This window comes from Oceanobacillus jordanicus, from assembly GCF_022095695.1.
Lineage (GTDB): Bacteria > Bacillota > Bacilli > Bacillales > Amphibacillaceae > Oceanobacillus_B > Oceanobacillus_B jordanicus.
In genome coordinates this window covers 1-26006 of the sequence record NZ_JAIFZM010000011.1, presented here as the reverse complement: position 1 = coordinate 26006, position 26006 = coordinate 1, and the positions used below count along the sequence as shown (strand labels likewise).

General features: G+C 38.7%; 23 protein-coding genes. 19 read left to right on the top strand and 4 right to left on the bottom strand.

All coding sequences use genetic code 11. The annotated features are described in order from the left end of the window. Positions 1 to 3: 3 nt before the first annotated feature. Both K3T81_RS13360 and sspI read right to left on the bottom strand, forming a co-directional pair. Entirely contained in the window at positions 4 to 1584 is a 1581-nt protein-coding gene (locus tag K3T81_RS13360; protein ID WP_238020518.1) for a DUF6583 family protein, read from the bottom strand. Positions 1585 to 1992: 408 nt separating this feature from the next. Then, on the bottom strand, positions 1993 to 2214 hold the full coding sequence (gene sspI / locus K3T81_RS13355; RefSeq protein ID WP_106897105.1) for a small acid-soluble spore protein SspI: 222 nt from the start codon (positions 2212 to 2214) through the stop codon (positions 1993 to 1995). Positions 2215 to 2384: 170 nt separating this feature from the next. Here sspI and K3T81_RS13350 point away from each other — a divergent pair, with 170 nt between their 5' ends. From K3T81_RS13350 to pheT, 3 genes are all read left to right on the top strand, one after another. After that, positions 2385 to 3122: a TrmH family RNA methyltransferase gene (locus tag K3T81_RS13350; protein ID WP_238020517.1), complete on the top strand. Its 738-nt coding sequence runs from the start codon at positions 2385 to 2387 to the stop codon at positions 3120 to 3122. Positions 3123 to 3541: 419 nt separating this feature from the next. Beyond that, a complete protein-coding gene (pheS, locus tag K3T81_RS13345) occupies positions 3542 to 4576 on the top strand; it encodes a phenylalanine--tRNA ligase subunit alpha (protein WP_106897103.1) in 1035 nt (344 codons plus the stop codon). A gap of 14 nt (positions 4577 to 4590) precedes the next feature. After that, the gene (gene pheT / locus K3T81_RS13340; RefSeq protein WP_238020516.1) at positions 4591 to 7017 is read left to right on the top strand and encodes a phenylalanine--tRNA ligase subunit beta; all 2427 of its coding nucleotides are present in this window, start codon (positions 4591 to 4593) and stop codon (positions 7015 to 7017) included. Positions 7018 to 7087: 70 nt separating this feature from the next. On the opposite strand, the gene rnhC is transcribed toward pheT, so the two are convergent. Continuing rightward, entirely contained in the window at positions 7088 to 8023 is a 936-nt protein-coding gene (gene rnhC, locus K3T81_RS13335; RefSeq protein ID WP_106897101.1) for a ribonuclease HIII, read from the bottom strand. Positions 8024 to 8174: 151 nt separating this feature from the next. Between rnhC and zapA the strand changes: the two genes are divergently transcribed. The 12 genes from zapA to uvrC all read left to right on the top strand — a co-directional run bounded on the left by zapA (position 8175) and on the right by uvrC (position 21340). After that, positions 8175 to 8438 (top strand): cell division protein ZapA, encoded by a 264-nt coding sequence (gene zapA / locus K3T81_RS13330; RefSeq protein ID WP_106897100.1) that lies wholly within the window; start codon positions 8175 to 8177, stop codon positions 8436 to 8438. Positions 8439 to 8440: 2 nt separating this feature from the next. Then, entirely contained in the window at positions 8441 to 8989 is a 549-nt protein-coding gene (locus K3T81_RS13325; RefSeq protein WP_106897099.1) for a CvpA family protein, read from the top strand. Positions 8990 to 9216: 227 nt separating this feature from the next. Beyond that, on the top strand, positions 9217 to 10935 hold the full coding sequence (polX, locus tag K3T81_RS13320) for a DNA polymerase/3'-5' exonuclease PolX (RefSeq protein WP_238020515.1): 1719 nt from the start codon (positions 9217 to 9219) through the stop codon (positions 10933 to 10935). Positions 10936 to 10960: 25 nt separating this feature from the next. Then, a complete protein-coding gene (locus K3T81_RS13315; protein WP_238020514.1) occupies positions 10961 to 13303 on the top strand; it encodes an endonuclease MutS2 in 2343 nt (780 codons plus the stop codon). Positions 13304 to 13324: 21 nt separating this feature from the next. Then, the gene (locus K3T81_RS13310; protein WP_036572201.1) at positions 13325 to 13732 is read left to right on the top strand and encodes a DUF350 domain-containing protein; all 408 of its coding nucleotides are present in this window, start codon (positions 13325 to 13327) and stop codon (positions 13730 to 13732) included. 174 nt (positions 13733 to 13906) lie between these two features. Further along, on the top strand, positions 13907 to 15616 hold the full coding sequence (locus K3T81_RS13305) for a long-chain-fatty-acid--CoA ligase (protein WP_238020513.1): 1710 nt from the start codon (positions 13907 to 13909) through the stop codon (positions 15614 to 15616). Between the two features lie 132 nt (positions 15617 to 15748). Then, positions 15749 to 16333 (top strand): TetR/AcrR family transcriptional regulator, encoded by a 585-nt coding sequence (locus tag K3T81_RS13300; protein ID WP_238020512.1) that lies wholly within the window; start codon positions 15749 to 15751, stop codon positions 16331 to 16333. 16 nt (positions 16334 to 16349) lie between these two features. Continuing rightward, complete coding sequence (locus K3T81_RS13295) at positions 16350 to 17123, top strand: enoyl-CoA hydratase (RefSeq protein ID WP_238020511.1); 774 nt, start codon at positions 16350 to 16352, stop codon at positions 17121 to 17123. Positions 17124 to 17150: 27 nt separating this feature from the next. Next, the gene (locus K3T81_RS13290) at positions 17151 to 17924 is read left to right on the top strand and encodes an electron transfer flavoprotein subunit beta/FixA family protein (RefSeq protein ID WP_238020510.1); all 774 of its coding nucleotides are present in this window, start codon (positions 17151 to 17153) and stop codon (positions 17922 to 17924) included. 29 nt (positions 17925 to 17953) lie between these two features. Continuing rightward, complete coding sequence (locus tag K3T81_RS13285) at positions 17954 to 18928, top strand: electron transfer flavoprotein subunit alpha/FixB family protein (protein WP_238020509.1); 975 nt, start codon at positions 17954 to 17956, stop codon at positions 18926 to 18928. A 219-nt stretch (positions 18929 to 19147) separates the two neighbouring features. Further along, complete coding sequence (gene trxA / locus K3T81_RS13280) at positions 19148 to 19462, top strand: thioredoxin (RefSeq protein WP_036572212.1); 315 nt, start codon at positions 19148 to 19150, stop codon at positions 19460 to 19462. A gap of 87 nt (positions 19463 to 19549) precedes the next feature. Beyond that, the gene (gene uvrC / locus K3T81_RS13275) at positions 19550 to 21340 is read left to right on the top strand and encodes an excinuclease ABC subunit UvrC (protein WP_238020508.1); all 1791 of its coding nucleotides are present in this window, start codon (positions 19550 to 19552) and stop codon (positions 21338 to 21340) included. 89 nt (positions 21341 to 21429) lie between these two features. On the opposite strand, the gene K3T81_RS13270 is transcribed toward uvrC, so the two are convergent. Next, entirely contained in the window at positions 21430 to 21867 is a 438-nt protein-coding gene (locus K3T81_RS13270) for a YslB family protein (RefSeq protein ID WP_106897090.1), read from the bottom strand. A gap of 315 nt (positions 21868 to 22182) precedes the next feature. Here K3T81_RS13270 and K3T81_RS13265 point away from each other — a divergent pair, with 315 nt between their 5' ends. The 4 genes from K3T81_RS13265 (at position 22183) to K3T81_RS13250 (ending at position 25896) form a co-directional block, all read left to right on the top strand. Continuing rightward, positions 22183 to 22803: a succinate dehydrogenase cytochrome b558 subunit gene (locus K3T81_RS13265; RefSeq protein WP_106897089.1), complete on the top strand. Its 621-nt coding sequence runs from the start codon at positions 22183 to 22185 to the stop codon at positions 22801 to 22803. A 28-nt stretch (positions 22804 to 22831) separates the two neighbouring features. Further along, entirely contained in the window at positions 22832 to 24595 is a 1764-nt protein-coding gene (gene sdhA, locus K3T81_RS13260; protein ID WP_238020507.1) for a succinate dehydrogenase flavoprotein subunit, read from the top strand. A gap of 2 nt (positions 24596 to 24597) precedes the next feature. Further along, the gene (gene sdhB, locus K3T81_RS13255) at positions 24598 to 25362 is read left to right on the top strand and encodes a succinate dehydrogenase iron-sulfur subunit (RefSeq protein WP_106898531.1); all 765 of its coding nucleotides are present in this window, start codon (positions 24598 to 24600) and stop codon (positions 25360 to 25362) included. Positions 25363 to 25452: 90 nt separating this feature from the next. Beyond that, positions 25453 to 25896 (top strand): acyl-CoA thioesterase, encoded by a 444-nt coding sequence (locus tag K3T81_RS13250; RefSeq protein WP_106897087.1) that lies wholly within the window; start codon positions 25453 to 25455, stop codon positions 25894 to 25896. The last annotated feature ends 110 nt before the right edge of the window (positions 25897 to 26006 follow it).

The window sequence follows — 26006 nt, the reverse complement described above, 5'->3', positions numbered from 1 at the left end:
AGATTAAAAGCCTGCTCCTCCGTAAAGAAGGTTTGAAACCCATTGCTGAAATTGTGGTGTTACCTCAGTATTGAAGTATTGTGACAATTCATCCATGCTCATACTTCCTATGTCTTTCACGTTGTCCTCGTTTGGTAGCTCGACACTATCAATTGTTTTCCCTTCAACAGCAGCATGTAAGGAGAACATGTCTTGACTCATATCTGGCGTGTTCACAGAGAAGGAATGTTCAGAAGTCATTTGGTCACCTTCATAATTTGCATTTCCAGACCAGATCAAGCTTCCTTCACCATTCATTGGATCTTCAAACGAGAATGTCCGCTCAAACTCACGCGCGGTCCCATCAAGGGTTTCTTCTCCATTATAAGAAAGAACCGTATCAGCGAAGGTTAATGCTAGTGAATCAGTTGCTTGATTATCTTTCCAAGAAAGGTCACCTGTTAAGTTCATTGTACCCTCGGTATACCCATCGTCATAACTAAAATCATAGTTAAAGGATTGATTTGCATCTTCGAGTAGTTGCGAACCTTTTACAGCCAAGGAAACGGTATCCTCATTTTCTGTTGAACCTAATTTTACAGAAAAATCTCGCTGGGCAATTAAATCATCTTTGACCCAAATTGTAGAATTTAACCCATCTGGGATGCTTACTTTATCTATTTCATTAATTCCTTCTTCTAAACCAGTTTCAAAATCGGCAATAAATTGGTCGGCATCAGGTGACATTGCTGTACCACCAAACTGTTGTAAAGCCATTTGCTCACGAATCATTTCTTTCAGTTTTTCATCGTCTTTCATTTTCTCTAATGTCTTGACAATAAGGTCCTTAACCTGATCTTCAGAAAGATGAAGACTAAGTTTCTCTGTGTCTAAAGATTGATCTTTAACCTTGATAGATTCTTCCGTTTGTTCAAATGCATCTTCAGGTAACTCATCAAAAATCATCTTTCCATATTCTTCTTTAAAGTACTCTAAATCTTCCGAGTTTGTTCCTTCAAATAATTGTTCTAGATTCATAGATTCTTCACCTGTGAAGGTTTCCGGGTCTACTTCTTTTAATAAAGGTCCAAGGTCTTCATCTTTTAGTTGTAATATTTCATTGATGAATGGTAGGCCAAGAAGAATCTTCTCTGCTGTCACATGGAATTGAACCCCATCTATCTCCATTTCACCGAATGATGCAGCTAGTTCTGTGGATATTTGTTTTTCTTCCATGTCAGCAGCAGTTGTTAAGGTGATAGTAGAGTTATTAATGATCTGGCTAGGATCCAATCCCATTCCGTATCCCATCCCACCGTTTGGGTCATTATATTCAGCTGATAACTCAACTGTTGACTCTGTAGGATTTTCTTCTGATGTTTCTAACCACTCCATCTCTGGTTGATATCGATCTTCAAATTTATCACCTATGTAATCAAGTGAGTTTTTCTCTGCTAAAAAATACTGAGCCTTAGCCGAATTTTCTAATAATACAAAGGCAGCTACACTACCTCCTATCACCAAAACTGCGGCAACAATGATTGCAATAAGTCCTTTGGATACTCCTTTTTTTTTCTCTGGAGTATTGTTTACAGTTTCATCCATTATCTTGCTCCTCTCCTTTGTCCTTTATCATTATTATATATGCTTAGAGTAAAAATACATAACGACAAAGTATCTTCATTCTTTTTATCAGATTAAAAAAATATAGTCAAATGGTTTCACAAAGGTAGGTAAATAGATTGTCATATCAAGGGTTATAATACTTTGACTTCAAGATAATTATAGGGGTAATTAGACCTTGTTTTATTACAAATAGTGGAAATATAATTGGTAATTTCAAGAAATTGTATCGATGTGCATAGGTCTTTTTCTTTATTTTAAAAAAATAGATGCGAATCGCATCTATTTTAGTATCGGTCTATTTATTTTCTTAAATGACCAAACGTTCTTAGTTCTTCGTTTAGCACCGAGCGCCAAAAACGTAAACTTACTTACCTTTTTGCACTTTTATTAACTAGCAGTTTCCTTTTTGACACCTTGTTCAAGGGCGTCGATCATTTCTTGTTTTTCTTGTTCATCTGATGCTTTCCAAATTAATTCAAATAGCACGCCCAAACCCGGTAGCATTTTTTCTTCTCCATCCTGGATGGCATCCACAATGGTTGCTTCTAATTGAGATTGGTCATTAGTCGCGATATTTGTTAGTATTGCTTTTCGTAAATTTAAATCCATTTCTTTTCACCTCTTTTAGAAAATTAAAGCTAGGGATAGTTTGACCCGGAAGTAAAATAATATGTATGATAATAAAAATGGATTTAATTGATACAAGGATTATTAATGCAAACTAATATTACTCAGATGTTTTAACCGATTTTAATTTTAATATGAAGGATGAAAAGTCTATGATTACCTCAGCAAAAAACGAAAAAATAAAAGCGTTACGTAAGCTACATAAAAAGAAGGAAAGAACGGAAACAGGAACCTTTCTAGTTGAAGGTAATCACTTGGTAGAAGAAGCATGGAAAAGCAATTATACTATTTTGGAGGTTATTGCCCAGGAGGATGTTCAGCTTCCGAAATGGTGTGAAGAAATACCAGTAAGTTTTGTAACAGAACAAGTATTTCAGCAAGTATCCCAAACGAAGTCTCCTCAAGGTATTGCTGCAATTGTAAAAATGAAAGAAGCAATAGTCGATTTAGATAATCATCTGTTGTTAATTGACGCTATTCAGGATCCTGGAAATTTAGGAACAATGATTCGTACTGCAGATGCCGCTGGATTTGGTGGAATCATCCTTGGTTCAGGTACCGTTGATCTTTACAATGATAAAGTGGTTAGATCGACGCAAGGATCTCTATTCCATATTCCTATTAAAGCAGCTCCTTTAGATACAGAAATAGAGCAATTAAAGCGGAACGGGTATACAATTTGGGCAACTGCTTTACAAAATGCGCATAATTTCAGTGAAACTAACAGGAATAGTAAGGTTGCACTTATTTTAGGAAATGAAGGTGCTGGCGTGCAACAAGTTTTACAGGAAGAGGCAGATACTGTGGTCAAAATTCCCATATACGGGGAAGCAGAATCTCTTAATGTAAGCATTGCAGCAGGAATTTTAATGTACTATATTAAAGGATAATGTTGCACAAGTAATTTAAATTGCATATAATAAGTGTATTCTTAATAGAAAAGCGAAGAAAGAGACAGATAACATGATCATGTGGGAAAGGGAAAAAATGCCTAGACTGAAAGCATTTTTACCATAACGACTGTTATTATTTCACTCTGGAGCTGACACCGGGACCCTGTTTTATACTACAGGTAAAGGTGATCCGGAACATTCCGTTATCATGTTAGAGCTGGATGCATTTTGTACGTTAATGCGTCAATTAGGGTGGTACCGCGAATTTATAGCCTCGTCCCTTTTCTGGGATGGGGCTTTTTGTATTCTTTTTTAAACGATTCACTTCTCATTGTTGCGTAGAGCAGATTAAAAAAGAAGGATCTTTTAATTAAGAACCATGCGGCATTTACAAAGATAGAAGGAGGTAAAACAGTATGAAGGAACAATTGGAAACAATTAAACAAGAAGCACTTGGTAGGATTGTGAGTGCAGATGAATTAAAAGAGTTACAGGACATTAAGGTTGCCTACCTTGGAAAAAAAGGTTCTTTAACCAGTGTATTACGCGGAATGGGTAAACTATCAAAGGAAGAGCGTCCAATTATTGGGGAATTAGCAAATGAGGTACGCGAAACAATTACGACAGCCCTTGAAGAAAAGGGGCAAAAACTTGAAGAGCTCGCGCTTGAAAAACAGCTGGAGGAAGAAGCAATAGATGTCACCTTGCCAGGTCGTCCAGTTAATGTTGGGGGAGAACACCTTCTAACAAAAATTGTAGAAGAAATTGAAGATTTATTTATTGGGATGGGTTATGAAGTAAGAGAAGGTCCAGAGGTGGAAACAGACTATTATAACTTTGAAGCATTAAATTTACCTAAAGGCCATCCAGCAAGAGACATGCAGGATACATTTTACGTAACAAACGAATTATTAATGCGAACACATACTTCTCCTGTGCAGGCAAGGACGATGAAGGAATTTGACGGAGATCAGTCGGTCAAAATGATTTGTCCTGGAAAAGTTTACAGAAGAGATACAGATGACGCAACACACTCCCATCAGTTTACACAGATAGAAGGGCTTTATGTAGGGAAAGACGTCCGCATGAGTGATTTAAAAGGAACATTGGATCAGTTTGCGAAGAAGATGTTTGGGAAAGATCGGGAAATCCGCTTACGCCCTAGCTTCTTCCCATTTACAGAACCATCTGTTGAGATGGATATTTCTTGTAAGGTATGTAATGGTCAGGGGTGCTCTGTATGTAAGGGCACAGGCTGGATTGAAATTCTCGGTGCAGGTATGGTACATCCAAATGTGTTGGAAATGGCCGGGTATGATCCGAAAGTATACACTGGTTTTGCCTTTGGGATGGGTCCAGAACGAATTGCCATGCTGAAATATGGTGTGAATGATATTAGACAGTTCTATACAAATGATAAACGATTTTTGAAACAGTACCATAACGCGTAAGGAGGTAGAGGTCAATGTTAGTATCACTTAATTGGTTAAAGAATTATGTAGATATTGGAGAAATAAGTCCGGAGCAGTTAGCTGAGAAAGTAACAAAGTCCGGGATTGAAGTGGAAAGTGTAGAGTACGTTGCGGAGAAAAGTGAGAATGTGGTCGTAGGATATGTACAATCCTGTGAAAAACATCCTAATGCAGACAAGCTAAATCTATGTCAAGTTGATACGGGAGAAGAAACGTTACAGATTATCTGTGGTGCACCGAATATCGCGCAAGGACAGAAAGTTGCGGTAGCTAAGCCAGGGGCTGTGTTGCCAGGTAACTTTAAAATTAAGAAAGTCAAATTACGTGGCGTTGAATCAAACGGTATGATTTGCTCGCTACAGGAACTTGGGATCGAAGAAAAATATGTACCAAAAGAATTCGCTGAAGGAATTTTTGTTTTTCCTGAAGATGTAACAGTGGGAGAAAGTGTAGAACCATTATTAAACCTTAACGACGCTGTACTTGAATTTGAATTAACACCCAATCGCGCGGACTGTCTTTCCATGTTAGGGGTAGCCTATGAAGTTGCTGCACTACTGGATCAGCCACTCCAACTGCCAAGTGAGGAAGTAGAAGTTACAGATGAAGATGCTGCAGACTATATAAAAGTTGAAGTTGAAGCTAAAGATTTAAATCCGTATTATGGAGCTTTTGTTATTAAAGATATTGAGGTAAAAGATTCGCCACTTTGGATGAAAAATCATCTAATCGCAGCGGGTATTAGACCGATTAACAATGTAGTGGACATTACCAACTTTGTAATGTTGGAGTATGGTCAGCCATTACATGCATTTGACTATGATCGCTTGCAGTCAGAAAACATTGTGGTTCGACGTGCTAAGGATGGCGAGAAACTTGTGACGCTTGATGAGCAGGAAAGAACACTCTCAGAAGAACATCTAGTTATTACGGATGGCGAAAAGCCTGTTGCATTAGCCGGCGTAATGGGTGGGCTTGATACAGAAGTTCATGAAAAGACTAAAACGGTATTACTTGAAGCCGCTTATTTTGAATCGTCTGCTGTAAGGAAAGCAGTGAAGGATACCGGTTTACGTAGTGAGTCAAGTACACGTTTTGAGAAAGGAATCGACCCAAATAGAGTAAGAGAAGCAGGTCAAAGAGCATGCCAGCTTTTAACACAATATGCTGGTGGGAAGGTCCTAGCTAATGTGGTTGAATCCGACCAAATTGATCGAACCGAGAAAAAGATTAACCTTGTGACAAGTGAAGTAAATAAGCGACTTGGAACAGAGATAACAGCTGAAGATATTGCTGATATATTTCGCAAGCTTCGTTTCCATTTTGAGCAGGACCTTGAAGAGTTTATTGTCTATGCACCAACTCGCAGGGGCGATATAACCATTTTTGAAGATTTACTCGAAGAAATTGCACGTGTATATGGGTACGATAACTTGCCTTTTACATTGCCAGAAGGGGAAGCCCAAGCTGGGGCGCTTACAGAGACACAACAGCTAAAACGGGATGTGAAACGCTACTTACAAAGTGCTGGGCTTATGGAGACAATAACATACTCCTTAACAAGCTCAGCAAAGATCAGCCAACTTATCAGTCCAGAAATTCAAAATTTAGACCCACAAGCCGTTGCGCTATCTATGCCGATGAGTGAGGATCATAAATATTTAAGGTTAAGTCTTTTGCCAGAGTTGTTAAGTACCATCTCCTATAACCAGGCAAGAAATCAAACAGATCTGTTTTACTTTGAGCTAGGTAAAATCTTCGTCTCCCAGGAAAAGATGATTACGAGCCAACCATCTGAGCAACTTAGAGTCTCTGGCGCACTTTCCGGCAAATGGATGGAGCATCCTTGGCAACAGGAGAAAAAAGAGGTTGATTTTTATGTAGTGAAAGGCATAATGGAAGGATTGTTCAACTACCTAAAATTACCAGTCTCCTTCAAAAAAGGGACAATACCACAGATGCATCCAGGAAGAAGTGCTGTAATACTTATTAATGGTAAAGAAGTCGGCTTTATTGGCCAGGTACACCCTGCCTTACAAAAGGAAAGTGGGCTTAAAGATACGTATGTATTTGATGTGAATATGGAAGAAGTGATTGCCGAGCATAGTGCTGTCCCTTCCTATAGTCAAATTCCGAAGTACCCATCCATTTCAAGGGATATTGCCTTTATCATGGATAAGCAGATTCCTGCTGGGGATGTGAAACAGACGATTGTAGAATTAGGAGCTCCATTAGTAAAACAAGTCAATATATTTGATGTATATCAAGGAGAAAACATAGGGGAAAACAAAAAATCAGTTGCGTACAGCCTAGTATATCAACACCCTGATAAAACTCTTACAGACGAAGAAGTCGAGGAGTCTTATACTAACATCCTTCATAACGTAAATGAAAAATATGATGCATATGTAAGATCATAATAATATTATTATAGAAGCCGATCAATTAGTCGATAGATGAAACACGATTAATTGGTCGGCTTTTTTATGGTTATAAATAGGCTTTCGCTTTTGTGGTATTTGCAAAATGGGTCTTAGCCCATTGGTTTAATGCGTCTTCCCCATGTTCTGTGATGAGTCTGGCGATAACTTGGTCAACTTTTTTGGACGCTCCTTTTGGGATCGTAACACCAAGCTTTTCTGTCAGTCTATCTATTTCATCTAGAAAACGACTTCTAGCAATGATTGAGCCAGCCGCAACTGCAATGGAATAGCTTTCTGCCTTTGTCATAAAATAGGTCTTTTCTGCAAGTACTTGTTTTTCAGAAGCAATATGGCGCTTATAGACTGCCGGCTCACAAAACTGGTCAATTAATACACCCTCCATGGGTTTATCTTCTGTTTTCTTTAGAAGGCTTTTAATGACAGAGTGATGTAGCATCGCTTTCATTTTACCTTGTGACCACCCACTGGCCTGTAGCTTATTATACTTTTCATTCGCAAGCACCATCAGCGTATAAGGGATGTTCATTTTTACAATTTCCCTTGAAAGCTTCCTAATGGTATCATCATGTAGATTTTTTGAGTCTTTAACACCCATTTTTTTCAACGTATCAATTTGGTTTGCACTTACATAAACGCCTGCTACTGTTATAGGTCCGAAGTAATCTCCTGTACCAGCTTCATCTGTTCCGATATGACTCTGGGAAAATAAAGTAGAAGGGGGTGCGTAAGTTGATTGCGGTTTCCCTGTTGGCTTCCCTTTTTTAGTGGAAGTGTCGGCTGCTGCATCTGTCCACCTACCTGCTTCTTTTTCAGGACTCGCACCTTGAAATAATACCTTCCCTGATTTGTAGGCAGTAATGACTGCATGCTCGGTCTTTGCCCGGAAAACCGCCCCTTGTGGAGTAGTAGTTAGAGATGTATGATAATGTTGCATCATTTTCTTAATTGTATTATATGGTAACGTATGCACAGACTGTGGCATTTAAACAACTCCTCTTTTTCCGATAGATTGACTATAGCAAAAACAGCGACAGAAGAAAACGGGTTTGTTCCATGATATCTCGGTTTCCTAATTCATTCACTTCATGTTAATATAAGATGTAGAATTTTTTATCAGGCAGGAGGGCATTCCCGTGACCCAAAATAATAAATCGCGGATTACTGTTGATATACATAATAAATCATATACGATTGTTGGGGAGGAATCTGCAAGTCATGTTCGCCTCGTTGCCAGCCTAGTTGATCAAAAAATGAATGAAATTCAAGAGGCTAACAGGCAACTTGATACCACCAAGCTTGCAGTACTTACAGCGGTTAATACTATGAATGATTACTTAAAATTAAAAGAGGATTATGCAGCATTATTAGGCTCATTAAAAAAGAAAGAGGATAACTAGATATGTTTGATCTTATCATACTGATTATATTAGTTTTTGGTTTGTTAGTGGGATTGAAGCGGGGTTTCATCCTCCAGCTATTCCATTTATTAGGGTTTATTGTGGCACTAATAGCAGCCTCCCTATACTATGATAATTTGGGTCCGAAGCTAAAACTATGGATTCCTTATCCCGACTTAACAGATGAGGGAGCTTGGGCAGGGTTTCTTCAAGCATTACCGTTAGAAAGCGGTTTTTATAATGCTATTGCCTTTGTTATCATATTTTTTGCAGTAAGAATTATATTACAGATTATTGCCTCAATGCTTGATTTTGTGGCATCTCTACCTGTCTTGAATTCAGTAAATAAACTGCTTGGTGCAGTGCTAGGATTTATAGAGGTTTATCTATTATTGTTTATTGTCTTGTATATCTTGGCCCTCACGCCAGTTGCTAGTATACAAACATGGATAAACGACTCTTCCATCGCCCTCGGAATGTTAGAAAACACCCCTTATTTATCAGAGAAGTTAAAAGATCTTTGGTTTAATACAGTGGCTCGTTCTGAATAAATAATGTACTGGTGAATGAAAAAACATAGTAGTACCGTAACTGACTGGTTCAAGTAGTAGTGATACAGTTGTATGTCATGTACAATAGGTATTAACTAGTTTGAATCAGTCTTTTTTACACGTTAGGAAAGTATAAAAATTTTAGCTAGGAAGCAATGACGACATAGGTAAAATTTTAATGTTTAAAGTATATGAAAAAGATTATTAATGGATGTAGGTGATTTACAATGAGTTTAAATAAAAAAGATGTCATTAAATTACTTGAAAAAATTGCAATTTATATGGAATTAAAAGGTGAAAACACGTTTAAGATAGCTGCATACCGAAAAGCAGCGCAGGGTCTTGAAAAGGATGAAAGGTCGCTTTCTGCCATTGAGGACTTTCAAAAAATCAGTGGGATTGGAAAGGGAACCAGTTCGGTAATTGAAGCATTCGTTGAAACAGGCAATTCGGAAACACTTGCACAATTAGAAAAGGAAATACCAGAAGGACTCATACCTTTATTAGATCTACCTGGTCTTGGTGGTAAGAAATTAGCCAAGCTATATCAAGAGCTTGGTGTAAGGGATGGAGCCTCTCTAAAAGAAGCGTGTGAAAATGGACAGGTTGAGGCATTGGCTGGTTTTGGAAAGAAAACGGCAGAAAAAATTCTTTCTGCACTAGAGGAAGTGGGGAAACGTCCAGAACGTCTGCCAATTGCTATCATGCTTCCAATTGCTGAAAAAATTGAAGCATACTTAAGCCAAGTTAGTGAAATCCAGCAGTACTCCCGTGCTGGTAGCCTCAGGCGAATGCGGGAGACAATAAAAGACATTGATTTTATCATTGCAACCGAACAGCCTGAACGTGTTAGAGAGGCATTATTAAATATAGAGAACCTTAAAGATGTCATCGCAAAAGGTGATACGAAGGTATCTGTGACACTTGAGGATATCTATGATATTAACGTAGATTTTCGTTTGGTTGATCAGTCCGAATTTGCTTCCACCTTACATCATTTTACAGGGTCAAAGGATCACAATGTTGCCATGCGACAGCTTGCGAAATCACGGGGCGAAAAAATTAATGAGTATGGGGTAGACGTTGAGGAAACAGGTGAGACATTACACTTTCCCACGGAAGAAGCTTTCTTTAAACATTTTGGTTTACCAAATATCCCTCCAGAAGTAAGAGAAAATACAGGGGAAGTGGAAGAATTCCGCTCTTCAAATAACCTGCTTGAACTTACTGACATTCGTGGTGACTTACATATGCATACCACAGCGAGTGATGGTGCACAGTCACTGGAGGAAATGGTCGAAGAAGCAAGAAGAAGAAACTATCGCTATATTGCGATTACAGATCATTCTAAGTACCTAAGGGTAGCAAATGGTCTTGATGAAGACCGTTTAAGGAAGCAGCGAGAACTAATTGAAAGACTAAACGAAACATATAAAGATATCCAAATTTTTGCTGGGGTGGAAATGGATATACGTCCAGATGGAACTCTCGATTTCTCGGATGACTTCTTAAAGGAAATGGATTTTGTTATTGCGGCGATTCATTCCAATTTTAATCAGTCGAAAGAGAAAATAATGGGTAGGTTACAGACAGCGCTTGAAAATCCCTACGTGTCTTTAATTGCCCATCCTACAGGTAGGTTGATCGGAAGACGGGAAGGGTATCAAGTAGACATGGAACAACTTATCAAAAAAGCAAAAGAAACAAATACAGCTTTAGAAATAAACGCCAACCCAAATCGCCTGGACATAGCTGCAGAGTGGGCCAGAAAAGCCCAAGAGGCAGGGGTGAACCTTGCAATAAATACGGATTCGCATAACTATCAAATGTTGGAGCATATGAAGTATGGAGTAGGCATTGCAAGAAAAGGTTGGATTGAAAAAGATACTGTTATGAATACGTGGTCCGTTGAAGAGTTAAAGAAATATTTTTCACGGAATAAATAAGGAAGAAAAAAGGAGTAACACTTTTATGAATGAGCGAATCCTACGGGTAATGGAATTCGATAAAATTATAGATCAATTAAAAGACCATGCAGCAACGTCTTTAGGTAAACGTCTTGCTGTTCAAACAAAGCCATCTGTGGACATGGAAGAAGTCATACAGCGCCAGAAAGAGACGGATGAAGCTTCCCAAATTGTCCGTTTAAATGCAGAAATGCCTCTTGGTGGTATTTCTGACATACGGGCAAGCATCAAGCGCTCGGTAATCGGAGGTAGTTTAGGGACTGACGAATGTTTAGATGTGGCAAATACGATTTATGGTGGAAGGCAAGTTAAAGAATTTGTTGGCAAGTTGGAAGAAACGTACCCTATCTTAGAAGAGCTTGTGGAGCAGATTACACCGTTAAGAGAACTTGAGCAACGAATAAAAAGCTGTATTGATGATCACGGTTATGTGATGGATAGTGCTTCCCAAAAATTACGCAGTATCCGTTCTTCTATAAGGACCTATGAAAGCAGAGTCCGGGATAGATTGGAAAATTATACACGTACCAATAGCAATATGCTTTCGGACGCCATTATTACCATTCGTAATGATCGCTATGTACTGCCTGTAAAGCAAGAGTACAGAGGAGCGATAGGTGGCATTGTACATGATCAATCATCCTCAGGTCAGACATTGTTTATGGAACCTAAAGCAATCGTTGACCTTAATAACCAGCTCCAAGAAGCAACGGTAAAAGAAAAGCAAGAGATTGAAAGAATTCTTCTGGAAATCACCGAACAGATTGCATTAGAGGAAGCCCCATTACTAATCAATATCGAGGTATTATCAGATATCGATGTTATGTTTGCTAGAGCAAAACTGGGTAAAGAAATGAAGGCTTCGATGCCGAAAATGAATGATAATGGAATAATTAAAATGCAACAAGCAAGACATCCACTCATCCCCAAAGAGGAAGTGGTCCCGAATGATGTGGAAATTGGAGAGTCATATACCTCTATTGTCATAACAGGCCCAAATACAGGTGGGAAAACAGTCACTTTGAAGATGATCGGATTATGCACGCTCATGGCACAATCTGGTTTACAGATTCCCGCATTGGATGGCTGTGAGCTTTCTGTGTTCCAACACGTTTTTGCCGATATTGGAGATGAACAATCGATTGAGCAAAACCTGAGTACCTTTTCATCGCATATGACCAACATCGTAGATATCTTGAAGAAGGTTGATGATAAGACACTAGTTTTATTCGATGAACTTGGAGCGGGTACCGATCCACAAGAGGGAGCAGCACTTGCGATGTCCATCTTAGATGATGTGATAAGTCGAGGGGCCAGAGTAATTGCAACCACTCATTATCCTGAATTAAAGGCCTATGGTTATAATAGAGAAAATGTAGTAAATGCATCAGTAGAATTTAATGTGCAGACGCTACGACCAACTTATCGTCTATTAATTGGCGTTCCGGGTCGCAGTAATGCTTTTGAAATCTCTAAAAGGCTAGGATTGAATGATCATGTGATCGACCAGGCTAAAGGGTTAATCGGTGTTGATACAAAAAGCGTGGAAAACATGATTGCCTCACTCGAAGATTCACAACTTTCGGCTGAAAAAGAGTATGAAGAAGCACATCGAACGCTTATAGCAAGTGAAGAATTACATCGAGACATAAGAAATGCCTGGAGCCAATTTGAACAGAAACGAGAAGCTTTATATAAGAAAGCTGAGGAAAAGGCAGAGAAAGCATTAGCAAAAGCCCGCGAGGAAGCCGAGCTAATTGTCGATGAAATACGCAAAATGAAAACAGAGACGAAGTTAAAGGAACATGAGTGGATCGAAGCGAAAAAGATGCTAGAAGATGCGCAGCCTAAGCTACAAAAGAAAAAAGAACAACAGCCTTCTGCGCCAGCACAGTCCAAGAAAGAGATCAAAGCTGGTGATGAAGTGAAACTTCTGAGACTTAATCAGAAGGGTACGATTGTAGAAAAGGTTAGTGATAAGGAATTTCTCGTACAAGTCGGTATAATGAAAGTCAAAATGAAGCGTGAGGATCTCCAGCCATTAGGAAAGCAAAAGCAAACCTATGAAAAACCCCTCACTACAATACGTGGATCTAATTATCATGTTAGTACAGAACTTGATTTACGTGGAGAAAGGTTTGAGGATGCACTTTTAAAACTAGAAAAGTATATTGATGACAGCTTACTTGCAGGATATAGCAAGGTATCCATCATACATGGTAAAGGAACAGGTGCCTTGCGCAATGGTGTAAAAGAGTTCGTCAAGAAGCATCCGAGAATTGCGGGGCAGAGACCTGGAGAATCGGGAGAAGGCGGTAGTGGAGTTACCGTCATAGAATTGCGTTAGTGACAAATAGGAGGAAGCGCTGTGAGTACATTTTGGGAAAATGTTATTGTTGTAACGGCTGCTAGATACAGTGTGGTTATATTAGCCACACTTGTATTCCTAGCCATATTTGAAACAGTAACATCTTATAGAAATTGGGAAGAGATTAAAAAGGGAAATTTAGCAGTGGCGATGGCAACTGGAGGGAAAATATTTGGAATAGCTACCATTTTTCGATTTTCCATTGAGCATAATGACACGGTGCTTCAAAGTATTGGCTGGGGAGCATTTGGCTTTTTGTTATTATTGTTTGGGTATTTTATTTTTGAATTTCTCACCCCAACGATAAAAGTTGACGAAGAAATTGGAAAAGGAAACAAAGCAGTTGGTTTAATTTCCATGATGATATCCATTGGATTAGCCTTTGTTATTGGTGTTAGCATAGAATAGGGGAGCGTTTTTTATGATACTTGACAGGTTGGCAAAAATATTAACAGTTGTAGCGGTTATTTTTATGATAGTTGGCATTGTGTATTTATTTAAATAAAAGTTACATAAAATTTTCAAAAATTGAAATTTACCGTTATAATGAAAATAGTATAGTAATAAAGGAGGAGATATAGAATGGGGCAGAGTAAAAGATGGTTAAAGCATTACCCCTCTGAGATACCTACCAGTATTACGTATGACAGGAAGCCCTTGCACGCATTTCTTGAAGAAAGTGCTTCCCGATTCGCAAAAAAGAAAGCGCTTTATTTTATGGGGAAGGAAATAAGTTTTGAGGCTTTGTACGAGGAAGCAAAAAAACTGGCATTCTTTATGCAGAAGAAAGGACTAAATAAAGGCGATAAAGTCGCCATTATGCTACCAAATTGTCCTCAAGCGGTAATTGGGTATTACGCTACACTTATGGCTGGGGCCGTTGTTGTACAGACTAACCCCCTTTATAAAGAAAGAGAACTGGAGTACCAGTTAAAAGATTCAGAGGCAAGCTTTATTATTTGCTTGGATATTCTCCTTCCTACCGTTACCAACGTTATTCCTAAGACAAACATCACGCATTCCATTGTCACTGGCATCAAGGATTACCTACCATTTCCCAAAAATATGGTTTATCCTTTTATTCAAAAAAGACAATATAAAATGGTTGTGAAAGTAGAAGAATCAGAGATAACCCATAGCTGGCATAGAGCACTTTCTGCATCAGAAACTTCGTACCAAAAAGTGGATATTGATCCAATGGAGGATCTTGCATTACTACAGTATACGGGTGGCACAACAGGATACCCCAAAGGCGTTATGCTGACACATTACAATTTAGTTTCTAATGTTCAAATGTGTGATGCTTGGTTATATAATACAAAAGGTGAAGAGGATATTGTTCTCGGAGTTCTGCCTTTCTTTCACGTGTACGGAATGACAACCGTCATGAACAATTCTATCATGGTGGGTTCCAAAATGGTATTACTGCCTAAATTCGATGCAAAGGAAGTATTGAAAACAATTGATAAGCAAAAGCCCACACTCTTCCCGGGAGCGCCAACCATCTATATTGGCCTGCTAAACCATCCTGATCTATCTAACTATGATTTATCCTCTATTGAAGCCTGCATCAGTGGATCCGCTCCACTTCCTATCGAAATACAGGAGCAATTTGAGAAACTAACTGGTGGTAAATTGGTGGAAGGGTATGGACTAACAGAAACTTCTCCTGTAACCCATGCGAACTTTGTATGGGAAAAGAGGATTAATGGAAGTATTGGAGTACCTTGGCCTGACACAGAATGTAAAGTCGTGGTAATGGAGACGGATGAGGAAGCAGAAATAGGTGAGATAGGTGAAATTGTAGTAAAAGGACCGCAAGTAATGAAAGGTTACTGGAATAATCAGGAAGAAACAGATCTAGTACTGAAAGATGGGTGGCTATTCACTGGAGACTTAGGATACATGGATGAAGAAGGGTATTTCTATGTAGTGGATCGTAAAAAAGATATGATTATTGCAGGCGGGTACAACATTTATCCTAGAGAAGTGGAAGAAGTGCTTTACGAGCATGAGGGTATTCAAGAAGCGGTAGTCGCAGGAGTACCAGACGCTTATCGAGGAGAAACTGTTAAGGCCTACATCGTACTTAAGTCTGGATCAACTTTAAATGAGGAAGAATTAAATCGCTTTTGTAGAAAGCATTTGGCAGCATATAAAGTACCAAAAATTTATGAATTCAGAATAGAGCTACCAAAAACAGCAGTAGGGAAAATACTTAGACGTAGCTTAGTAAATGAAGAAAGAGAAAAACGGAAAGAGGAAGAAGCGGAACACATTCAAAAAGCATGAGCCCATAAGGCTCTTGTTGGAAAAAGTTTGGACAACTTATATCGGTTGACAGAAATCATCTTTGATCGTAAAATGAAATATGAATGATGGTTCATTCAGTTGATTATTTCTTGTTTAGATTAGGAGATTAAGATGAATAAACGAAAACCAAAGTATAAGCAAATTATTGAGGCAGCAGTGGAAGTAATTGCTGAAAATGGTTATCATGCCTCACAGGTTTCAAAAATTGCCAAAAAGGCAGGGGTAGCAGATGGCACCATCTATCTATATTTCAAAAACAAGGAGGATATTTTAGTCTCTGTTTTTGAAGAGAAGATGGGACAGTTCATAGAACAAACCGAAAAGTCCATTGAGCAAAAAGAAGATGCGAATAAAAAGCTTTTAGCATTAATTGAAATGCATTTTCAACAGTTAGCAAGTAATCCACCTTTGGCTGTAGTAACGCAGCTAGAACTACGCCAGTCTAATCCTGAGTTGAGGGTAAAAATTAACCAAGTTTTAAAGCCCTATTTGACCTTAATTGACAGTATTATTAAAGAAGGAATGCAGGATGGAACTTTTCGAAAGGAATTAATTCTACCACTTGTAAGGCAAATGATATTTGGCACATTGGATGAAACGGTGACCAATTGGGTAATGAAGGAAAGAAAATACAACCTAGGAGATCAGGCAGGAGACGTTCATCAATTACTTACAAATGGTCTTACTGTAAAATAACAAAGGGGGGAGAAAGATGTCTATATTAGCTTATGATGTAAAGGACGGGGTAGCATATTTAACTATTCAAAGTCCACCTGCTAATGCGCTCTCTAGCACACTTTTATTTGAATTGGAAGAAAAACTAAAACAAGTGGAAGCTGATAAGAGTGTGAAGGCAATAGTGTTAAAAGGGGAAGGAAGGTTTTTCTCGGCAGGGGCAGATATAAAAGAGTTTACTTCTTTTCAAGATTCTTCAGATTCTAAATCACTAGCTCAAAAAGGGCAACAGCTTTTTAACAAGATAGAACATTTTCCAATACCAGTTATTGCAGCAATTCATGGGGCTGCACTTGGTGGAGGATTGGAACTGGCAATGGCATGCCATATTCGAATTGTTACAAAATCTGCTAAGCTTGGGTTGCCTGAACTTACCCTTGGTATTATTCCAGGTTTTGCGGGAACACAGCGCTTACCGCAGCATGTAGGGAATGCCAAAGCATATGAAATGATTTTATCTGGTGAACCTATATCTGGAGAGGAAGCATATCACTTTGGGCTTGCCAATAGGGTCGTGGAAGAAGATGAATTGTATACTGAAACTAGTAAACTTGCAAAAAAAATAGCAGAAAAAAGTAAACCTTCCATTCAACATATTATGAACTTAGTGCCTTATGCGAAAACGGACCTCTTTGACAGAGGGTTGGAGGCCGAAGCAAATGCATTTAAAGAAGTTTTTGGTTCCCAGGATGCTAAAGAAGGTATCCAGGCTTTCTTGGAAAAACGCAAGCCAAACTTTATAGATAAGTAATCCACTTTTAATTGAGGAGGAACAAAATTGGATATATACGTACTGTTAAAAAGAACGTTTGATACAGAGGAAAAGATAAACATATCGTCAGGAAAAATTGAAGATGACGGTGCTGAATTTATTATTAATCCATACGATGAGTATGCAGTCGAAGAAGCAATTAACCAACGGGATGAGCATGGAGGAGAGGTTACAGTAGTAACAGTAGGAGATGAAGAATCTGAGAAACAGCTCCGAACAGCGTTGGCAATGGGAGCGGATAAAGCAGTCTTAATTAATACGGAGGAAGATTTAGAAGATGGAGATCAATATACTACTTCACGTATCCTCGAAGCATATTTTAAAGATAAACAAGTCGACTTAATCCTTGCTGGTAATGTTGCGATTGATGAAGCGAGTGGACAGGTCGGCCCGAGATTAGCTGAATTGTTGGGGATGCCATACATTACAACGATCACCAACTTAAAGATTGATAATAAGACAGTTTCCATAGAAAAAGATGTAGAAGGAGACGTGGAAGTTGTAGAATCAACACTTCCTTTATTGGTGACATGCCAACAAGGTTTAAATGAACCAAGGTATCCATCTCTTCCAGGCATTATGAAAGCAAAAAAGAAACCTCTTGATGAGCTGGAATTAGAAGATTTAGACATTGATGAAGATGAACTTGAAGCGAAAACGAGAACAGTCGAGATTTTTCTGCCACCGGAAAAAGAAGCTGGAAGAGTTCTTGAAGGGGAAATTGGTGATCAGGTTCAGGAGCTAGTATCTTTACTTAAAAACGATGCAAAAGTGTTATAAATCCGTTCAGTCAGAAAGGGGAAGACGTAATGAGTGATAAATTTTTAGTTATTGGTGAAGCAAGGGAAGGTACATTACGAAATGTGACCTATGAAGCAATTGCAGCAGCTAAGAAGATTCAGCCAGAAGGTGAAGTTGTTGGTGTAATATGTGGTGATACAGATCAAGAAAGCCAAGCTGATGAAATGATCTATTATGGTGCCGATAAAGTAATTACAATTAAGCATGATAATTTGAAAGCGTATACGTCAGAAGGTTATGGGCAGGCCATACTATCCGTAATTAAAGAAGAAGCACCTTTTGGTATTGTTATGGGACACACCTCGGTTGGTAAGGATCTTACACCAAAGCTTGCAAGTAAATTAGAGAGTGGTCTGGTTTCAGATGTGGTTGATTTAGAGCTAGAAGGGGATACACCAGTTTTTACTCGGCCGATATATTCTGGTAAAGCATTTGAAAAGAAGACGGTAACAAGTGGGTTAACATTCTTTACGATAAGACCAAACAACGTACCAGCACTGGAACGAGATGAAAGCAGGAAAGGTGAAGTAATCACAAAAGATATAGATGTTGCAGGTATTCGAACTGTAATTAAAGATGTTATTCGAAAAGCAGCAGAAGGAGTAGATCTTTCTGAAGCGAATGTAATTGTTGCGGGTGGTAGAGGTGTCAAAAGTGAAGAAGGCTTCAAGCCATTGTATGAACTAGCAGAAGTACTTGGTGGTGCAGTCGGTGCCTCGCGCGGAGCATGTGATGCTGAGTACTGCGACTATTCTCTACAAATTGGCCAGACTGGGAAGGTTGTTACCCCAGACTTGTATATTGCTGTAGGTATTTCTGGAGCAATTCAGCATCTTGCGGGAATGTCCAACTCTAAGGTTATTGTTGCCATCAATAAGGACCCTGAAGCAAACATCTTTAATGTAGCAGACTATGGAATTGTTGGGGATTTATTTGAAATCCTCCCATTGTTAATTGAAGATATTAAGAAGATGAAGCAATAGAAAAAGCTATTGCTTTTTCTATTTTCTATTTAATTACTACGTGGGCCCGGAGGAACCGGGTCATGCCGACGTTGACCTAGGACGGGTTGTTCTTAGTCGGCGTTCCCAATTAGCAGGGGCTCTGCGCTTTTTTTATGTATAAGCAAAGTATTCGCAAGGAAATAATAACGATGGTATACTCGGTGTATGATTTAAAGCTTCACTTAAGGAGGAATTAGAATGGCAATTACGAACGTAACAGATCAAAACTTCGCTAAAGAAACTGCTGAAGGACTAGTGTTAGCTGATTTTTGGGCACCTTGGTGTGGACCTTGTAAAATGATTGCACCAGTACTCGAAGAAATCGATGGCGAAATGGAAGATAAAGTACAGATCGTTAAACTTGATGTAGATGAAAACCAGGAAACTGCTGGTAAATATGGTGTTATGAGTATCCCTACACTACTATTGTTTAAAGATGGTAACGTAGTAGATCAAGTTATCGGTTTCCAACCTAAAGAAGCGCTTGTAGATCTTATTAACAAGCACGCGTAATAATGGTATAGTGAATAGAAAGTAAATTAAAATCCCTTGTTGCCTATGTAACAAGGGATTTTCTAAGTGATAAAAGGAATGGATAACATGAATCAGACGATTAAAGAGAAACTGGCTGTCCTGCCATCGCAACCGGGCTGTTATTTAATGAAAGATAAACATGGTACCGTTATTTATGTAGGAAAATCAAAGCTATTACGGAATCGTGTCCGTTCTTATTTTACTGGTGCTAATGACAGGAAGACACAGCGACTTGTACAGGAAATTGTAGATTTTGAATACATTGTAACGACTTCAGAGATAGAAGCTCTAATATTAGAAATGAATCTAATTAAAAAGTATGACCCTAAGTTTAATGTTATGCTCAAAGATGATAAATCCTACCCTTACCTAAAAATTACGGCTGAGAGACATCCTCGATTATTAATAACCCGTAAAGTTAAAAAGGATAAGGGGAAGTATTTTGGCCCATACCCAAATGTTATTGCAGCAAGAGAAACGAAGAAACTTCTAGATCGCTTGTATCCATTAAGAAAATGCAATAACCCACCAGGTAGAGTCTGTTTATACTATCACTTGGGGCAGTGTAAAGCATGTAGTGAAAATCCCCCCTCTAAGAAGGAATACTTTTCAATTGTTCAGAGTATCTCTTCCTTTTTACATGGAGGATATAAAAAGATTAAAGCTGATCTTAAGCGAAAAATGTTGCTGGCTAGTGAACAGCTGAACTTTGAACGTGCGATGGAGCTCCGGGATCAAATTGAGCATATAGAAATAGTAATGGAACAGCAGAAAATGACGCTTAATGACAATGCCGATCGTGACATCTTTGGTTACAGCTATGACAAAGGCTGGATGTGTGTTCAAGTGTTTTTTATTAGGCAGGGGAAATTAATTGAGCGTGATGTCGCAGTGTTTCCTTTCTTTGATGATGCAGCGGATACATTTCTCAGCTATGTCGGAAGGTTTTATATACACCAGCACCATCCAAAACCGAAGCAGATTCTTGTTCCAATTGGTATTGATAATGATTTGGTGAAAGAATTATTAGAAGTAGATGTCCATACGCCATATAGAGGACGTAAAAAAGAGTTGGTGGAATTGGCGACCAAAAATGCGGAAATCGCATTGAAGGAGAAATTCTCGCTTATCGAAAGAGATGAGGAGCGGACCATTGTGGCGGTTGAACAGCTGGGTGAAACGCTTAATATTGAGACACCACATCGTATTGAAGCCTTTGATAATTCAAATATTCAGGGAACGGATCCTGTTTCTGCTATGGTTGTCTTTATAGATGGAAAACCAAATAAAAAGGAATATAGAAAGTATAAAATTAAAGATGTAGAAGGACCTGATGACTATGATACAATGCGTGAAGTTGTGCGTCGTAGATACTCAAGGGTACTTAAGGATGGATTGCCATTGCCAGATATGATTATAGTCGATGGTGGGAAAGGACAAATGAGTGCAGCGTTAGATGTCTTGGAAAACGAATTAGGGCTTGATATTCCGTTATGCGGATTGGCAAAGGATGACCGCCATAAAACGAGTGAATTATTGTACGGATTCCCGCCAGCAGTAATCCCGTTAAAACGTCAGTCGCAGGAGTTTTATCTCGTCCAACGAATACAGGAAGAGGTCCATCGTTTTGCTATTACATTCCACAGACAGTTACGGGGGAAAAACTTGTTTCAGTCAGAGCTTGATAAGATACCAGGGATTGGTGAAAAACGGAGAAAATTGCTTCTTACTCACTTTAAATCAGTGAAGGAAATAAAGAAGGCAACTGTTACCGATATCACGAAATTAGGTATCCCAATAAACACTGCTGAAGACATTTTAGCGCATTTAACGAAAGAAAATGAGGATAGCGAATAAAAATTTTTTAGTCCGTGAATATGAAAAGCCACGAAGCATTTATGCTTCGTGGCTTTTCAATATAGAGCTTTCTAATAAGCTCATTGAATTTATTTCGTATACATAATATTGAATTGAACTTGGTGGATTTTTCGGTGTATATCCTCGGTGCACTCACATTCGTATCCTACTAGTCGTTGTACAGCTTCTGCAAGAAATCCGGCTTCAAGTCGAAAATCAGTATTTAATGGGGCTTGTAGTCGTTGTGCCACGCTATCGGCCATCAACTGAAAGACTAGTTCCTTTTTCTTTTCTTTTACAAGATCCAATTTTCCCCATCCTAATTTCTCCACAATATCATAAATATCTTCCATGGATTCAATAGCAAACTTTCTAGCAAGATTTCGTCCCATAAAATAAAGCAATGTATCGGATTCATTACCAAATAATTCAGGTAAACCAATGTATCGAAGTATATCGTATCCGGCACCAGTGCTTTGAAGGTTAGTTAATAAAGAATTATCAAGTGTATCTTGTTCCTTTGACATGAATGTCATCCTTTCCAAATAGGTAACCTGCTTCTTATGTATGAAGAAGTAAATTGCTAGTCTTATTATCTATATAATTAATGAAATTAGCAAGTGTACCGTCGGAAGTTCTTCTTATAAATTTAATTTTTTCAGGAAGACTTTCTATAAGAATACGATAACGTTTTCTTGACGCTTTTTCTAGTTAGAAGTACAATAAATATGTCGCAAATTGTACATTATGCAAATAGTAAGGAAACAACACAAAAACAGATACTATTTGTTGATGTTACTAGTTATGAAAATCGTAAACTTTGAAACTAAGGGGGGTAACACATGGCAGAGCATCGTGAGTTTTTTTACAGGAGATTACACTCACTGTTAGGCGTAATACCAATTGGGCTCTTTCTGGTTCAGCACTTGGTGGTGAATCATTTTGCTGTGTATGGTGAAGAAAGTTTTAATAAGGCAGCTGGTTTTATGCATGGACTACCATTTAGGCTATTGCTTGAAACCGTAGTCATTTATCTGCCAATTCTGTTTCATGCAATTCTAGGGGTCTATATTGTATTTGTCGCGCGAAATAACATGAAAAGATACAATTATTTCCGAAATTGGATGTTCTACGTACAGCGATTCACAGGCATTGTAACACTTGTATTTATTGCCTGGCATGTATGGGAAACACGGATACAGCTAGGGATGGGTAATGTAGATCTTGATTATAGTCTAATGGAAAATATTTTAACCAATCCATTTATGTTCTGGTTCTATATTATTGGTGTCATTTCTACTACTTTCCATTTTGCAAATGGTTTATGGAGTTTCCTTGTAACATGGGGCTTCACACAGTCACCAAAATCTCAAAAGATCGCTACATATGCAACATTGCTAATCTTTTTAGCGATAAGCTATTTAGGTGTAAGAACATTAATTCAATTTGCTTACGGCGTTTAATTTATAGAAAGAGGAGTGAGTGTTCATTATGAGTAATCGCAAAATTGCTGTTGTTGGCGGCGGACTTGCCGGCTTGATGGCAACAATCAAAGCAGCTGAAGCGGGTGTGAATGTAGATTTATTCTCTATTGTACCTGTTAAACGTTCTCACTCTGTTTGTGCACAAGGTGGTATTAACGGTGCGGTTAATACGAAAGGGGAAGGGGATTCTCCAGATATTCACTTTGATGATACAGTATACGGTGGAGACTTCCTAGCGAATCAACCTCCTGTAAAAGCAATGTGTGATGCAGCTCCAAGTATTATCCATATGTTGGATCGGATGGGTGTTATGTTTAACCGGACACCAGAAGGGCTACTTGATTTTCGCCGTTTCGGTGGAACCCAGCATCATAGAACAGCGTACGCTGGGGCAACAACAGGACAGCAGTTGCTATATGCATTGGATGAACAAGTTCGTCGCTATGAAGTTGAAGGGCTTGTTAATAAATTTGAAAGCTGGGAATTTGTTGGCGCCATTATAGATGACGAAGGAACAGGTAGAGGGATTGTAGCACAAGATATTAAGACACATGAAATTAAATCTTTCCCTTCGGATGCAACAATTATTGCTACCGGTGGTCCAGGAATTATTTTTGGTAAATCTACCAATTCGATTATTAATACAGGCTCTGCTGCAAGTGTGCTTTATCAACAAGGTGCAAAATATGCAAACGGCGAATTTATTCAAATCCATCCAACTGCAATACCAGGTGATGACAAGCTACGTCTCATGAGTGAGTCAGCTCGTGGAGAAGGTGGACGTGTTTGGACTTATAAGGATGGAGAACCATGGTACTTCCTTGAAGAGAAATACCCTGCTTACGGAAACCTTGTACCTCGTGATATTGCTACACGTGAAATTTTTGATGTATGTGTTAATCAGAAGCTTGGAATTAATGGGGAGAATATGGTTTATTTAGACCTTTCCCATAAAGATCCAAAGGAACTGGACGTAAAACTTGGTGGGATTATCGAAATCTATGAAAAGTTTGTAGGTGAAGATCCTAGAAAAGTTCCAATGAAAATTTTCCCTGCTGTGCATTACTCAATGGGTGGTCTATGGGTTGATTATGATCAAATGACAAATATCCCTGGGATTTTTGCTGCTGGAGAATGTGACTATTCCCAGCATGGAGGGAACCGTTTAGGTGCTAACTCGTTGCTTTCCGCTATTTATGGTGGTTCGGTAGCTGGTCCTAATGCTATTAAATACATCGACGGGCTGGATAAACATGTAGATGATATCTCTCCAGAGTTATTCGAGAGAACTGAAAAAGAAGAACGTGAGAAGTTTGAAGCATTAATGAATATGAAAGGTACAGAAAATGCCTATCAAATTCATAAAGAGCTAGGTGAATGGATGACTGACAATGTAACAGTTGTTCGAGATAATGAGAAACTATTAAACACCGATAAGAAAATACAAGAGTTGTTGGAGCGTTGGGAAAATATTAACATTAATGACACCTCCAGATGGAGCAATCAAGGTGTAATGTTTACTCGTCAGTTGAAAAACATGCTTCACCTAGCTCGCGTTATTACAATCGGTGCATATAATCGTAATGAAAGTCGCGGTGCGCATTACAAACCAGAGTTCCCTGATCGTAATGATGAAGAGTGGTTGAAAACAACCGTTGCCGCATTTAACCAAGAGACAGAAGAACCTGTATTTACATACGAACCTGTAGATACGTCTCTAATCACACCACGTAAGCGCGATTATACGAAAAAAAGTGAAGGGAGTAAGTAATGATGGCTGAACAACAAACCGTTACGTTTATTATTACCAGACAGGACAGTCCTGAATCTGCTCCTTATGATGAAACATTTCATGTTCCTTATCGAAAAAACATGAATGTTATCTCTGGCCTAATGGAAATACGGCAAAACCCGGTAAATGCGAACGGTGATAAAACCGCTCCTGTATACTGGGATATGAACTGTTTAGAAGAGGTTTGTGGAGCATGTTCCATGGTCATTAACGGAACAGCCAGACAATCTTGTGCAGCCCTAGTAGATAAATTAGAGCAGCCGATTCGTCTTGAGCCCATGTCTACATTCCCTGTTGTAAGAGATCTAATTGTTGATCGTGAACGCATGTTTGATGCATTAAAACAAGTAAAAGCCTGGATTCCAATTGACGGAACGCATGATCTAGGACCAGGACCTCGTATGCCTGAAAAGAAACGTCAATGGGCTTATGAGCTTTCAAAATGTATGACATGTGGTGTTTGTCTTGAAGCATGTCCTAATGTGAATGATAAGTCTAATTTCATTGGACCTGCAGCATTATCACAGGCACGTCTTTTCAATGCTCACCCAACTGGTGAAATGAATGCAAGCGAAAGATTAAATGGTTTAATGGATGAAGGCGGTATTGATGGATGTGGTAACTCACAAAACTGTGTGCAAGTTTGTCCAAAAGGGATACCTTTGACTACATCTATTGCAGCAATGAATCGTGCTACAAACATTCAAGCATTTAAAAATTTCTTTGGTAGTGATCACGCACATTAAGTGGTAGTAAAAGCCCCCTTTTGCCTCGATGGGTAACAAGGGGGGCTTTGTGCTACACTATTATTTAGCGAACAATTGGAGGACTAAATAATGAAAACGATATCATATATTGAAAATCTAGAGGAGTGGAGAAGTTCTTTTTCTTTTTCCACGCCTATAAAAATTCGATTTTCCGAGACGGACATGTTTGGACATGTTAATAATGTCTCTCCTTTTATTTATTTCGAACAAGCAAGAATTGAATTTTTAAAATCGGTTGGCTTATTCAATACCAAGTCTGAAGAAGATGCTGGTATACCAGTGGTCGCTGATTTACAGTGCGACTACCTGCAACAAATGTATTTCAATGAAAACTTAACCATGTATGTAAAAGCGAATCATGTTGGCAATACGTCAATGGATATTCACTATATGGGGGTTGTTGATGGGAAAGTCGCTTTGACGGGAAGAGGAAGGCTTGTTTATGTTCACCCTAAGACTGGAAAACCTATGCCAATTAGTGAAGAAATAAAAAAAGAATTGCTGGCAACATAGGTTAAAAAAACTGTAGCCAACCTTACAGGTCATTAAACTGAGTATGGACCTGAAGTTAATATTTCTCCATATACAAACAAAACCGACTTCCTATTGAAAGTCGGTTTTTT